Origin of the sequence: Mesorhizobium sp. B1-1-8, assembly GCF_006442795.2 — a bacterium.
Lineage (GTDB): Bacteria > Pseudomonadota > Alphaproteobacteria > Rhizobiales > Rhizobiaceae > Mesorhizobium.
The window spans coordinates 1,453,264-1,466,979 of record NZ_CP083956.1 but is presented as its reverse complement, the minus strand read 5'-3'; the positions used below and the strand labels follow the sequence as shown (position 1 = coordinate 1,466,979).

Below are 13,716 nucleotides of genomic sequence, written 5' to 3'. Positions count from 1 at the left end.
TGCGAGAAGCGGAGATGCTCCGGACGGGATCGGGGTATGAGCAAGATCGAGACGATCGGCATTGTCGGCGCTGGCCAGATGGGGGGCGGCATCGCCCATGTCTCGGCGTTGGCCGGCTACAAGGTTCTTATCCACGACGTCTCGTCCGACCGCATCGAAAAGGGCATCGCCACCGTCAGCGGCAACATGGCCCGCCAGGTCGGCTCCGGCAAGCTCGAGGAGAAGGCGCGCAACGAGGCGATGGCGCGCATCTCGGCGGCATCAGCGATGGCCGATCTCGCCGCCGCCGATCTGGTGATCGAGGCGGCGACCGAGGACGAGACGGTCAAGCGCAAGATCTACGCCCAGCTCTGTCCGCAGCTCAATCCGGAAGCGATCCTGGCGACCAACACCTCGTCGATCTCGATCACGAGGCTCGCAGCCCAGACCGACCGGCCGGAACGCTTCATCGGCATACATTTCATGAACCCGGTGCCGGTGATGAAGCTGGTCGAGCTGGTGCGCGGCATCGCCACCGAGGACCAGACCTTCGAGGCGGCCAAGACATATGTGAAGCAGCTCGACAAGACGATCACCGTCTCCGAGGACTTCCCGGCCTTCATCGTCAACCGCATCCTTTTGCCGATGATCAACGAGGCGATCTACACGCTCTACGAAGGCGTCGGCACGGTCGATGCCATCGATACTGCCATGCGGCTCGGCGCCAACCATCCGATGGGACCGCTGCAGCTAGCCGATTTCATCGGCCTCGACACTTGCCTGTCGATCATGCAGGTGCTGCATGAGGGCCTATCGGATTCGAAGTACCGTCCCTGCCCGCTGCTGGTCAAATATGTCGAGGCCGGCTGGCTCGGCCGCAAGACGGGCCGCGGCTTCTACGACTATCGCGGCGACCATCCGGTGCCGACGCGCTAACTTTGACTCGTCGCGACCGACGCTCAGGACGCGGCGGCAAGCGGTGGGGCGGTCATCTCGCTCTTACCGTCTTCATCCGGCGCTGCCGAAACGCAGCCGCGGCCGGCCGCCTTGGCGGCATAGCAGGCGGCGTCGGCGCGGGCGATGATTTCGTCCACCTCGCCGCAGCCGGCGCGGATCGGAGCCAGCCCGATGCTCGCGCCGATCGTATAAAGGCGGCCATCCCAGCTGAAGTTCAAATTGCGGATGGCATCGATGATTGAGCGTGCCGCGACCGCTCCCCTCGCCGGCAAGCCCGACTTCAGGATGACGGCGAACTCGTCGCCGCCAAGGCGCGCGACGATGTCCTCGGAGCCAAGGATGTCGCGGATGGCATCGCCGACCCGCTTCAGCAGCGCATCGCCGGCGGCATGGCCGCCGGTGTCGTTGACCGTCTTGAAATGATCGAGGTCGACGAACATGAACTGGTGCTCGCTGCCATCAAGGCGGCTCTGATCGACCAGCTCCTCCATGGTGCGCATGAAGCTCGAGCGGTTGGCGAGCCCGGTCAGCGCGTCATGGGCCGCGGCGTAAGCCAACTGACGCTGCAAGGCGCGAGCGTCGGTGAAATCCTGGAAGACGATGACCAGCCCGCAGAACTCGTGCCGGTCGTTCATGATCGGCGACACCATCTGGCGGATGCTGCAGCGTGTGTCGTCGCGCCGTATGAGAACGGCGCGGCTGTTGTGCTCGCAATGAGGGCGGTCGCCGGCTGAAGGCCGCGAAAGGCCGATCCTTTGGCCGGTCTCCTCGTCGACCGCCCAGTAGATATGGCCGAGCATTTTGCCTAGCGCCTCGCCGGCGGCAACGCCGGTCAGCTTTTCGGCAACCGGATTCATGAAGGTGACGTGGTTGGCGGCGTCGGTGCAGATGACCGCGTCGCCGATCGACTGCAACGTCACCCTGAGCCGCTCCTTCTCGTCGGCGAGCATTGCCGCCGATACCATGAGGCGCGCCTCCGCTTCCTTGCGCTGGGTGATGTCGGTCAGGCTGCCGATGGCCCGGATCAGCCGGCCGTCGGCATCGCATTCGATCGCCTTGCCACGGTCGAGAATCCAGATCCAGTGGCCGTCCTTGTGGCGCATCCGGAACTCGGCTTCGAAGAACGGTGTTTCGCCGGCAAGATGCGCCCTGTCCGCTTCGGCGACGAGCTGGTAATCGTCGGGGTGGATCATCGTCAGCCAAAGGTCGGGGTCGCCGTCCAGCTCGCCCTCGTCATAGCCCAGCATGTTCACCCAGGTTTCGGAATAGGTCGTGCCGCCCTTGCGCATGTCGAGGTCCCAGACGCCTTGCCCGGCGCTGGTGAGCGCAAAGTTCCAGCGGGTTTCGGCCTCGGCGATGCGCGCTTCGGATTGCTTGCGCGCGTCGATGTCCTCGATCTGCGAGACGAGATAAAGCGGTTTGCCGCTCTCCTCTTCACGTATGACCGAGCCGGCAAGCTGCGCCCAGACAGGCGTTCCATCCTTCCTCAGATAGCGCTTCTCGAAATGGAAGGAGTGGATCTTGCCGTCCTTGATACCCGTCATCGTCTCCCGACCGATCTCAAGGTCGTCGGCGTGGGTGATCTGGAAGAAGGTCAGCGCCTCGATTTCCTCGCGGCTATAGCCGAGCATGGCGGCGAAGGCGGCATTGGCCTGAAGGATCCGGCCATCGAGGCCGACGATGGCGACGCCGATCGCCGAATCCTCCATAGCCCGGCGGAAGCGTTGCTCGCTCTCGGCAATCTGGCGACGGTCGTCGATGATCTTCCGGATGAACAGCGCCGAGACAAACAGCGTGACGGCCGTGACGGCGACGGATATCTGCAGGCAGACCTTCAGCGCGTCCGAGCCGAGTTCCAGCGCCGGCAACAGGATCGATGCAGTCAGGGTAACGAGCCCTGCTGCCATCAAGACGGGCACAGCGCGCTTGCCGGCCCGCGCACCTTTCCAATTCAACCACGCCACAATGCGATCCACCCCCCAACGCGCAACTTTGCGTTGCTCAACCCTGGCGGATCGATTTTAAGGAATGGTTGCGTGGAAGGACGCGACCGCACCGCTAACCGGCAAACAATTACCGGCATGATTAAGGATCGGTTTGCAGTCCTACCAGCGGACGAAAAATCGCCCGCCGAGCGCGCCGAGCAAGGCGAGGAAGGCAATGGCAATCGTGTACCAGGTGGCGACGAACAGCGGCGAATCGTCAAAACAGTGCGCGGCATAGAAGGTCGCAGCCAGCCCGCCCGCCAGAAGCCCCGCAACCGCGCCGGCCAGCACCGGCCGTGTCGGCGCGCCGTAACGCAGCATGCCGAGGAATATCGCCAGCGGGCCGATGCCGATCAGCGGGATGAAACTCATGCAGATGTACCAATTGGTGCCGACCAGCCGCCTGCCCCAATCGGCCTCGGGCACGACGAAGAGTTCCAGAACCACTGCCAACACGACCAGAAGCGGTGCGGCGATCATCCAGACCATTCTGCGCCGCGTCGCGGCGCCAGGCGTCGACAGGGCCCGCACGAGCGCGAAGGCGCTGGCGGCGAGCACAAGCGTGAAGACGAATTTCGACATGAAACGCATCGTATGCATGGCCGGCATGATGTCGGGGCGCGGGCCGATGGTCAGCCAGAAGACCACAGCCGCGATCACCGCCGCCACGCCGATGGCCAGCCACCAGGCCTTGCCCAGTGGCATCGCCTTGTTGCGGGCATCGGCGTCGAGCGCCTTGATGAGCTCCTCGGTTTTCATATCACGGTCGCCCGAATCGTTTCGCGATCGCGGCTAGGCCGCGATGCAGCGACACGCGCACGGCCGTCTCGCTGACACCGAGCTTCGCCGCCGTCTCGCCGATTGAGCGGCCATCGACCGAAATCGCCGCGACCACCGAGCGCTGCGCCGGCGGCAAGCCGTCGAGAGCCCGGCCGATGTCGCGCTCGCTGACCGTCTCGGCTTCCGGCTCGGCGAAAGTGTCGGCGATCTGGTCGATCTCGACCTCGATGCGCCGTCCACGCCTGCGGAACGCGTCGATCAGCTTGAAGCGGGCGATGGCGTAGACCCACGGCAAAACCGGCGCATCGACACGCCAGGTGTGCCGTTTCACGTGAATGGCCAGCAAGGTTTCCTGCACGACATCCTCGGGGTCGACCCCGCCCTGCACAATCTTGCGCCGGACAAAGCCGCGAACGAGAGCAGCTATCCGGTGCAGAAAGTCGGCATAAGCCCTTTCATCTCCAGCGATTGCGGCTCTGAGCAGCCGGGAGAGCTCGGCCTGGTCCTTGCCGGTCACAAGAGTTCACCCCCGATGTTCGCTTCTCGGCCCTGGTTTGTTACGTGGCCGGCGAAATAATGTCCAAGCCAAAGTGCCGGAAAATCACGAAAGTTTGCGCGGGCGACCAATTGAAGCAGCGCATAATGTTGACTATGCCAATCAGGTATTTATAGGTGGCGTCCGTGCCCGAACCCCTGTCTCCAGATTGAGGATGATGCCCCATGAAACTTGCCATTTCCACCCTTGCCGGCGCCGTGGTGCTGGCGTTCGGCCTGATCGCCGGCCCAGCCATGGCAGCGGATGCCGGCATCATCGTCTACAACGCCCAGCATGAGAGCCTCGCCAAGGAATGGGCGAAAGGCTTCACCAAGGAAACCGGCATCAAGGTCACGCTGCGCAACGGCGGCGACAGTGACTTCTCCAACCAGATCGTCGCCGAGGGCGCCGCCTCGCCGGCCGATGTCTTCCTGACCGAGAATTCGCCGGCCATGGCGCTTGTCGAAGCAGCGGGCCTGTTCGCGCCGGTCGACGCCGACACGCTGGCGCAGGTGCCGCAGGAATACCAACCTTCGACCGGCAAATGGGTGGGCGTCGCCGCCCGCAGCACCGTCTTTGTCTACAACAAGGACAAGCTGAAGGAAGACCAGTTGCCCAAGTCGCTTCTCGACCTCGCCGATCCGAGCTGGAAGGGTCGTTGGGCTGCCTCGCCGGCAGGCGCCGATTTTCAGGCCATTGTCAGCGCAATGCTTCAGCTGAAGGGCGAGGCCGCGACGGCCGCCTGGCTGAAGGCGATGAAGGAGAACTCCACCGCATACAAGGGCAACAATACGGTAATGAAGGCAGTCAATGCCGGCGAGATCGATGGCGGCGTGATCTTCCACTATTACTATTTCGGCGACCAGGCCAAGACCGGCGAGAACAGCAAGAACATCGGGCAGCACTATTTCAAGAACCAGGATCCGGGCGCATTCCTATCGATCTCCGGCGGTGGCGTGCTTGCCTCGAGCAAGCATCAGAAGGAAGCGCAGGCGTTCCTGAAATGGGTCACTGGCAAGGGCGGCCAGGAAGTGCTGAAGACCGGCACATCCTATGAATATGCGGTCGGCAAGGGTGCCGGGTCCAACCCGAAGCTGGTGCCGCTGGCCGATTTGCAGGCGCCGAAGGTCGATCCGGCGACGCTGAACTCCAAGAAGGTCATTGACCTGATGACGCAAGCCGGCTTGCTTTAGTCCGCGTTCGTCCTAAAAGGGCAACCGACCGTGCTCCCGCCGGAATTCGCCTTCCGCGGGAGCGCTTTGTTTTTGGAGATGGCTTCGTCGATGACGACCAGCTGCGTTTCTGGCTCATCAGACCGCAGCCGCCGATCGGCGGCTGCGAGGCGGTGGCCCGCCTGATGCAATCGGCGGTCGACCTCGCACGCTCGAACCTTCCGGCCGCTGGTCGGCGGCAGAGCCGATCCATATCGTGGATCCTGCTTGTCGCCGCCCTGGTGTCGCTGATTGCCTTGCTGCCGCTTGCCTTCATCGTCTGGACAGCCATCCAGGCCGGCTGGGACACCGTGGTGGCGCTGATCTTCCGGCCGCGCGTCGGCGAGCTTCTGGTCAACACCGTTCTGCTCATCGTCGTCGCCGTTCCGACCGCCATCGTGCTGTCGGTGGCGCTGGCTTGGCTGACCGAGCGCAGCGACCTGCCCGGCAACCGGCTCTGGTCCTGGTTGTCGGTTGCGCCGCTCGCCATTCCCGCCTTCGTCCATAGCTATGCCTGGATCAGCCTGGTGCCCGGCCTGCATGGGCTTTGGGCCGGCGTGCTGGTCTCTGTCATCGCCTACTTCCCGTTCCTCTATCTGCCGATCGCCGCCGCGCTGCGCCGGCTCGACCCGGCGCTGGAGGATGCCGCCGCCGCGCTTGGGCTTGGCCCGTGGCGCGTTTTCGCGCGCGTTGTGCTGCCGCAGCTTCGGCTTGCCATTTGTGGCGGCTCGCTGCTGGTCGGCCTGCATCTGCTCGCCGAATACGGACTTTATGTCTTCATCCGCTTCGATACCTTCACCACGGCGATCGTCGACCAGTTCCAGTCGACCTTCAACGGCCCGGCCGCAAACATGCTCGCCGCCGTGCTGGTCGCTTGCTGCTTCGTACTGCTCGGCGTAGAGGTCATCGTGCGCGGCGAGGAGCGCTACGCCAGGGTCGGCTCGGGCGCTGCGCGCCTGCAGCAGCGCACCCGCCTCGGCCGCGCCGCGCTGCCTTGCCTGTTGCTGCCTGCCGCCGTCGCGCTGCTGACGCTGGGCGTGCCCTTCGTCACCGTCGGCCGCTGGCTGCTGGCCGGCGGCGCCGACGTCTGGCGCATGGACGAGATCGGCCTGGCGCTCGGCCAGACGCTGTTCCTGGCCATCGCCGGCGCGCTGCTTGCCACCGTCGCCGCCATGCCGATGGCCTGGGTGTCGATCCGCGCGCCTGGACCTCTGCAGCGCCTGCTCGAGGGCTGCAATTACATCGTCGGCGCGCTGCCGGGCGTGGTGACGGCGCTGGCGCTGGTCACCATAACCGTGCGCATCGCCTTGCCGCTCTATCAGACGCTCTTCACCATCCTTTTCGGCTACGCGCTGATGTTTTTGCCGCGCGCCCTGGTCAGCCTGCGCGCCTCGATCGCGCAGGCCCCGGTGGAGCTCGAACGCGCCGCCTCCAGCCTCGGCAGGCCGCCGCTCAAGGCGCTGTGGTCGACGACCATCCGGCTGTCGGCGCCGGGCGCAGCGGCCGGCATGGCGATGGTGGCGCTTGGCATCACCAACGAGTTGACCGCCACCCAGATGCTGGCACCGAACGGCACCCGCACGCTGGCAATGGCGTTCTGGTCCTATAGCGGCGAGATCGACTATGCCTCCGCCGCACCTTACGCCCTGATCATGGTGGCGATGTCGCTGCCGCTCACCTTGATGCTCTACGTCCAGTCGAAGCGGATGGCCGGACGATGAGCTTCCTCGAACTCAACGACGTGGCGAAGTATTACGGCAAGGTGGCGGCACTTGCCGGCGTCGACCTTACCGTCGAAAGCGGTAGCCGCACCGCGATCGTCGGGCCGTCCGGCTGCGGCAAGACCACCTTGCTCAGGCTGATCGCCGGTTTTGAAGCGCCGGATCGCGGCCGCATCATGCTCGACGGCCAGGTACTCGCCAATGGCGGCCATGCTGTGCCGGCGCATCGCCGCGGCATCGGCGTGGTGGCCCAGGACGGCGCCCTGTTTCCGCATCTGACCATCGCCGACAACATCGGTTTCGGGATGGCGCGCCATGAAGAGGCCCGCGCCGAGCGCATCGTTGAGCTCGCCTATATCGTCGGGCTCGACAAGGCGGTCCTGAAACGCCGCCCGCACGAGCTCTCCGGCGGCCAGCAGCAGCGCGTCGCGCTTGCCCGCGCCATGGCGATGAAACCCAGGCTGATGCTGCTCGACGAGCCGTTCTCGGCGCTCGATACCGGCTTGCGCGCCTCGATGCGCAAGGCGGTGGCCGAGCTTTTGGAAACGGCCGGAATCACCACCATCCTGGTCACCCACGACCAGGCCGAGGCGCTGTCCTTCGCCAGCCAGGTCGCGGTGATGCGAGACGGCCTGTTCTCGCAGGTCGGCACGCCGCGCGAGCTTTATTTCCAGCCCAGGGACAGGATGGTCGCCGAATTCCTCGGCGACGCGATCATACTGCCGGCCAAGATCGCCGGCGGTTTTGCCATTTCGCCGCTCGGCCGCATCGCCGTCGACACGGCTGAGCGGCGCGATGTCGCCCGCATCATGCTGCGGCCCGAGCAGGTGCTGCTGAAGCGTACCTCGCGCGAGGGCATGTCGGGCACGCCCGACATGCTGTTCGGCGAAGTGACGGGATCCGAATTCGCGGGTTCCGTCTGCACTATCGCGGTGCGGCTGCTCAACAGCCCGGATCCGCCGGATGCGGCGGCGATCGGCAACACGCCGCTCATCCTGCGCAAGACCGGCATGGACGCCCCGGCCATCGGCGAGATCGTGCGCCTTACCGTCTCCGGCAAGGCGCATGTCTTCGCCTGATGGCTTTCTCTAACGTGCCCGCTCACCGGTCGCCGGCGACCAGAGCGGCCATTCTTCCAGAAAATCGCAGCTGTGGATGACGACGCGGGCACCGTCGATCAGGATGATCGAATAGGCGGGCGGCGCCTGCTCGACCATCTCGTCGCCGATGAGATCGAGCATGAAACGGGCATGCAGGCCGCGCTGCGCCGAGAACGGGATGCCGGCGACGGTGCCGGCTATGTCGCGATGGACATGGCCGAAGAAGATGCAGCGGACATTGCCGTGGTGCGTCAGCAGGTCGAGCAGCCGGTGCGGCTGTTCGAGGCCGAGCGGATCGAGCAGCGACAGACCAAGCTCGACCGGCGGATGATGCAGGAAGAGATAGACGGCCTTGCCGGCAGCCTCGCCGAGCTGCGTATCGAGCCAGACGAGCCGGTCGTCGGACAATTCGCCGGTGACGCGGCCTTCCGCCAGGCTGTCGAGGAAAACGAGCCGCCCTTCCGGCGTGTCGAAGACCGATTGCACGAAGCCGTTCCCGTCGGCGGGGTTTTCGGGAAAGGCGGCGATCAGGTTGGCGCGCCGGTCGTGGTTTCCGGGAAGCAGCCGGTAAGGTACGGAGAGCCTACCCAGCGCCGATTTCAGGTCGGCATAGCTCTGGGCGTCGCCAGATTCGGTCAGATCGCCGGTGAAGACGCAAAGCGCGGCGTCGCCGTGGCGGGCATTGATATGGTCGATGCAGCGGTCGAGCCGCTCATGCAGGTCCGCGCCATAGCGTAGCTCGCCCCGCCGGCCAAGATGCACGTCGGTGACCTGGATGATCTTCATGGCGTGTCCTTCTTCGGCCGGCAGGGAATTTGCTGAATGCCCGGACCGGGCAGGAATGAGATGGCGGAAGGCCACGGCGATCAGTGGGCGGGAAGCGGCACCGAAGCCTTGAACACGTCGAGGCGACTGCCTGTCTCGGAGGAGAAGAAATGCAGATCCTTCTCCGCGAACTGCAGGCCAACCGTGCTTCCTGGTGCAGGGTGGACGGTCTCCGCGGTCACCACCGAGAACGGCGCGCCGTCGAGATCGACATAGACGACCCGGCCCGCGCCCAGTTCCTCGACTAGGTCGACGGTGGCGTCGAGCGCTCCCGGCGTGCCGGATGCGACCATGCGCACGGCCTCCGGCCGGATGCCCACCGCCACCTTCGAGCCGACGGGGAGACCGGTGCGCGAGACATTGAGCTTATGGCTGTCGCCCAGCAGCGACAGCCCTTCCAGCGTGACGGTCCCCTCGAGCATGTTCATGGCCGGCGCGCCGACGAAGGTCGCCACGAAGCGGCTTGCCGGCCGGCTGTAGACTTCGGCCGGCGTGCCGACCTGCTCGACGCGGCCGCCATTCATCACCACCAGGCGGTCGGCGAGCGTCATCGCCTCGACCTGGTCATGGGTGACGAAGACCGAGGTGGCGTTCAGCCTGCGGTGCAGCTTGCGGATTTCCGAGCGCATCTGCACGCGCAGCTTGGCGTCGAGATTGGAGAGCGGCTCGTCGAAGAGGAAGACCTTGGGCTCGCGGATCATGGCGCGGCCCATGGCGACGCGCTGGCGCTGGCCGCCGGAGAGCGCCATCGGCTTGCGGTCGAGCAGGTGTTCGAGCTCCAGGATGCGCGCGACCGCCTGGATGCGCCGGGTGCGTTCGGCGGCGGCAACGCCGGCCACCTTCAGCGAATAGCCGATATTCTGGGCGACGCTCATATGCGGATAGAGCGCGTAGTTCTGGAACACCATGGCGCAGCCGCGCTCGCGCGGCTCGAGCTTGTTGACGACCGTGCCGTCGATGGCGATCGTGCCGCCTGAGATGTCCTCCAGCCCGGCGATCATGCGCAGCAGCGTGGACTTGCCGCAACCCGACGGGCCGAGGATGACGACGAATTCGCCCGACTTGATGTCGAGATCGACGCCATGCACGACCTGCATCTTGGCGTAGCTCTTCTTGACGTCGCGAATGGTGATGGAGGCCAATGTCCCGTCTCCTTATTTTTCGGTGGCGATCAGGCCGCGCACGAACCAGCGCTGCATCAGCACCACGACGAGCAGCGGCGGCAGCATGACGATCAGCGTGCCGGCCATGGCGATATGCCATTCCGGTGCGCCTCCGACATTGGGGATGAGCTGCTTGAGCTCCGTCACCGCGGTGGCGTGGCTGGCGTCGGTGGTGATCAGCAGCGGCCATAGATACTGGTTCCAGGCCCACAGGAACATGATGGTGCCGAGCGCCGCCATGTTGTTGCGCGACAGCGGCAGGAGAATGTCGATGAAGAAGCGCAGCGCGCCGGCGCCGTCCATGCGGGCGGCCTCGGTGAGCTCGTCCGGCACCGTCAGAAAGAACTGGCGGTAGAGGAAGGTGCCCGTGGCCGTGGCGATCAGCGGCATGATCAGGCCGGTGTAGGAATTGAGCAGCCCCAGGCTGAGCTGGACCTGCACGCCCGACACCTTCTCGATCAGCCAGGAAAGCCCGGTCACATCCATGATCGCCTGGTAGGGCGACAGCACGTTGGCGACCACCGCATAGGTCGGCACGATGCGCACTTCGAGCGGCAGCATCAGCGTGACGAAGATCAGCCAGAAGATGAACATGCGGCCGGGATAGCGGAAATAGACGATCGAGAAGGCGGTCAGCGCCGAGATGATCACTTTGCCGGCGGCGACGCCGGCGGCCATGACGAAGCTGTTGAACAGCTTCGGGCCAAGGTCAGCCGTCGTCCAGGCGGTCTTCATGTTGAGCCAGAAGTCGCTGCCGGGCAGCAGCGACATCGGCACGTCGTTGACATCCTTCAGATTGTGCGAGGCGGCGACCGCCACGATGACGAACGGCGCCACGCAGAAAATGAAGCCGGCGAACAGGATCAGATGCGTCAGGAAATTGAGGATCGGGGTGCGCTCGACCATGTCCGCCTCAACGATAATGCACGCGCCGCTCGATGAAGCGGAACTGGAAGATGGTGAGCAGGATAATGAGCAGCATCAGGATGATGCTCTGCGCGGCGGCGCCCGAATAATCGAGGCCTCTGAAACCGTCCGAATAGATCTTGTAGACCATCAGATTGGTGGCGTTCGCCGGCCCGCCCGAAGTCATGATGTCGACGATGCCGAAGGAATCCTGGAAGCTTTCGGTGATGTTGATGACCAGAAGGAAGAAGATCGTCGGCGTGATCAGCGGAAACTGGATGTCGCGGAAGCGCCTGATGATACCGGAGCCGTCCATTGCCGCGGCCTCGATCAGCGAGCGCGGAATGGCCTGGAAGGCGGCGAGGAAGAAGATGAAATTATAGCCGACATATTTCCACGAGAAGGCGACGATGATCGATGCCATCGCGTCGGCGCCGTCGAGGCCCGGATCCCAGAAGCCCGGCCAGAACTGGTTGACGACGGCCATGAAGCCGGCTTCCGGCGCCAGGATGAAGCGGAAGGCCATCGCCAGCGCCGGGGCGGCGATGCCGTAGGGCCAGATCAGCACGACGCGGTAGAGCCGCGAGCCGGCAAGCTGGCGATCGGTCAGCGCCGCCAGCACCAGCGCGATGATCATGGCGAGGCCGGTGCTGATGCCTGCAAAGATCAGGCTGGCGGTGATCGAATTCCAATAGTCGGCGTTGGAGAGTATCGAGCGGAAATTGTCGAGGCCGACCCAGATGTTGCCGCCGCCCCACGGCTGCTGCAGCGTCAGCGACCAGTAGACCGCCTGTCCGGCCGGCCAGTAGAAGAAGGTGAAGATCAGGAGCAGCTGCGGCACCGCGAACAGGATGCCGATCGTCCATTTGCCGAAAGTGACGCGTTTTTCCATCGATCCGCCGAAGCCGTCCAACGACCAGCCCTGAGAACATGAAATGGCCGCCCGCCATTTATCGGCGGACGGCCATGAATTGTCGATGCTTTAGGGCAGCGTCTTGTTCGGATAGGTCTGCTGGAAGCGGTCGAGGATCGCGTTGCCGTTCTTGACCAGGTTGTCGATGCCTTCCTGCACGCTGACCTTGTTGGCGAAGATCGCCTGCATCTGCGTGCCGAACTCGGCGCGAATCTGGGTGAAATTGCCCAGCCGGATGCCGCGGGTGATTTCGGTCGGCTCCGAGGCGGTCAGGCTGGCGATCGCCGTTTCACGGCCCTTGAAAGGCGCCTTATCGTAGAAGCCGTTGGCCTTCATGTATTCGAAACCCGACTTCGTAACCGGGATATAGCCGGTATTGGTCGACCAGAACAAAGCGGTCTTGGGGTCGTGGATGAAGTTGAGGAAAGCCGCGGCACCTTTGTACTCCGCGTCCGACTTGCCGGAGAGCACCCATAGCGAGGCGCCGCCGACCAGCGAGTTCTTGCGCTCGGTGCCGGCGTAGACCGGCAGTTCGGCGACATCCCAGTTCATGCCTTCCTTCTGAGTCTTTCCGACCGTGCCGTGGTCGCCGACCGAGGTCATGATGACCTGGCAGGTGCCGGTCGCGAAGGCCTGCACCATGTCCTGGCCGAGATCCTTCGACTTGATCTTGATGAGGCCGGCGTCATACCACTTCTTGAGGTCGGTGACGTACTGGACGAACTTGGTCTTGTTCATTTCCAGGCGGGCGTCGAGGCCGTCGTAACCATTGTTCTTGGTGGCGATCGGCTGGTTGTGGATGGCCGAGAACTGCTCCATCAGCTGCCAGCTTTCGTTGCCCGAGATGTTGATCGCCATCGGGCAATCATAGCCGGCGTCCTTCAGCGCCTTGAGGTCGGCGCCGACGTCTTCCCAGGTCTTGGGCGCCTCGGTCTTGCCGATCTTGGCGAAGGCGTCCTTGTTCCAGTACATCAGCGCCGTCGACGAGTTGAACGGGAAGGACAGCATCTCGCCCTTCGACGTCGCATAGTAGCGGGCGATGCCGGGGAAATAGTCGCTGTAGTCGATCTTGTAGCCGTTTTCCTCCATCAGCTTGTCGGCCGGCTTGTAGGCTCCCGACAGCATCATCGTGGCGGTGCCGACGTCGTAGACCTGGACGACGGTCGGCTGCTTGCCGGCGCGGAAGGCGGCGATAGTGTTCTGCAGCGTGGCATCGTAATTGCCCTGACTGGTGCAGACCACTTCATAATCGGACTGCGAGGCGTTGAAGTTCTTGCACAGCGTATCGACGACGCGGGCGAGGTCGCCCGAAAGGCCGAACCAGAAATCGAACTTAACCGGCTCTGCAAAAGCAGGAACCGCAAGCGCGGTGCTGAGCGCGCCTGCGGCAAGGGCGCTAAGGCCCCGCTTGATGATCGTCATGATTTTTCCCTCTTGAGTGGCAGTTTGACAAGGGTTTTGCGCAAGTCCTTGCCCGCTCTCATAGAGAAGGTATGTGACAGTTCTGTTGTGGCCCTTGACGCCCTGTGGACAGCCAGTCTCTCCCTCCCCGCAGCGGTCACGCCGGCATGAAAACGTCACATCGGCGCTCTAGGAAGCTAGGGCAACTGGAAGCGTTGAAAAGACCTCCTGTGATTAACC

At 64.2% G+C, this 13,716-nt stretch carries 12 protein-coding genes; 4 read left to right on the top strand and 8 right to left on the bottom strand.

What is annotated here, in order from left to right; all coding sequences use genetic code 11:
* The first annotated feature begins 36 nt into the window (after positions 1 to 36).
* On the top strand, positions 37 to 915 hold the full coding sequence (locus FJ974_RS07240; RefSeq protein WP_140533786.1) for a 3-hydroxybutyryl-CoA dehydrogenase: 879 nt from the start codon (positions 37 to 39) through the stop codon (positions 913 to 915).
* Positions 916 to 938: 23 nt separating this feature from the next.
* Here FJ974_RS07240 and FJ974_RS07235 read toward each other — a convergent pair whose 3' ends face one another.
* From FJ974_RS07235 to FJ974_RS07225, 3 genes are all read right to left on the bottom strand, one after another.
* A complete protein-coding gene (locus FJ974_RS07235) occupies positions 939 to 2,843 on the bottom strand; it encodes a PAS domain S-box protein (RefSeq protein ID WP_140533787.1) in 1,905 nt (634 codons plus the stop codon).
* 198 nt (positions 2,844 to 3,041) lie between these two features.
* Complete coding sequence (locus FJ974_RS07230; protein ID WP_140533788.1) at positions 3,042 to 3,680, bottom strand: NrsF family protein; 639 nt, start codon at positions 3,678 to 3,680, stop codon at positions 3,042 to 3,044.
* Position 3,681: 1 nt separating this feature from the next.
* On the bottom strand, positions 3,682 to 4,218 hold the full coding sequence (locus tag FJ974_RS07225; protein ID WP_140533789.1) for a sigma-70 family RNA polymerase sigma factor: 537 nt from the start codon (positions 4,216 to 4,218) through the stop codon (positions 3,682 to 3,684).
* Between the two features lie 203 nt (positions 4,219 to 4,421).
* Between FJ974_RS07225 and FJ974_RS07220 the strand changes: the two genes are divergently transcribed.
* From FJ974_RS07220 to FJ974_RS07210, 3 genes are all read left to right on the top strand, one after another.
* Positions 4,422 to 5,429, top strand: coding sequence for an iron ABC transporter substrate-binding protein (locus FJ974_RS07220; RefSeq protein WP_140533790.1), 1,008 nt, complete (start codon positions 4,422 to 4,424; stop codon positions 5,427 to 5,429).
* Positions 5,430 to 5,593: 164 nt separating this feature from the next.
* On the top strand, positions 5,594 to 7,168 hold the full coding sequence (locus tag FJ974_RS07215; protein ID WP_140533791.1) for an ABC transporter permease: 1,575 nt from the start codon (positions 5,594 to 5,596) through the stop codon (positions 7,166 to 7,168).
* Positions 7,165 to 8,247, top strand: a complete 1,083-nt coding sequence (locus FJ974_RS07210; protein WP_140533792.1) for an ABC transporter ATP-binding protein — start codon at positions 7,165 to 7,167, stop codon at positions 8,245 to 8,247. The genes FJ974_RS07215 and FJ974_RS07210 overlap by 4 nt, the downstream gene beginning before the upstream one ends.
* A gap of 9 nt (positions 8,248 to 8,256) precedes the next feature.
* Here the strand turns inward: FJ974_RS07210 and FJ974_RS07205 are convergent, their stop codons facing one another.
* The 5 genes from FJ974_RS07205 to FJ974_RS07185 form a co-directional block, all read right to left on the bottom strand.
* Positions 8,257 to 9,054, bottom strand: a complete 798-nt coding sequence (locus FJ974_RS07205) for a phosphodiesterase (RefSeq protein WP_140533793.1) — start codon at positions 9,052 to 9,054, stop codon at positions 8,257 to 8,259.
* Between the two features lie 80 nt (positions 9,055 to 9,134).
* Entirely contained in the window at positions 9,135 to 10,235 is a 1,101-nt protein-coding gene (gene ugpC / locus FJ974_RS07200) for a sn-glycerol-3-phosphate ABC transporter ATP-binding protein UgpC (RefSeq protein WP_140533794.1), read from the bottom strand.
* 12 nt (positions 10,236 to 10,247) lie between these two features.
* On the bottom strand, positions 10,248 to 11,162 hold the full coding sequence (locus FJ974_RS07195) for an ABC transporter permease subunit (protein WP_140533795.1): 915 nt from the start codon (positions 11,160 to 11,162) through the stop codon (positions 10,248 to 10,250).
* Between the two features lie 7 nt (positions 11,163 to 11,169).
* The gene (locus FJ974_RS07190; protein ID WP_140533796.1) at positions 11,170 to 12,054 is read right to left on the bottom strand and encodes a carbohydrate ABC transporter permease; all 885 of its coding nucleotides are present in this window, start codon (positions 12,052 to 12,054) and stop codon (positions 11,170 to 11,172) included.
* Positions 12,055 to 12,144: 90 nt separating this feature from the next.
* A complete protein-coding gene (locus FJ974_RS07185; protein WP_140533797.1) occupies positions 12,145 to 13,497 on the bottom strand; it encodes an extracellular solute-binding protein in 1,353 nt (450 codons plus the stop codon).
* Positions 13,498 to 13,716: the final 219 nt, after the last annotated feature.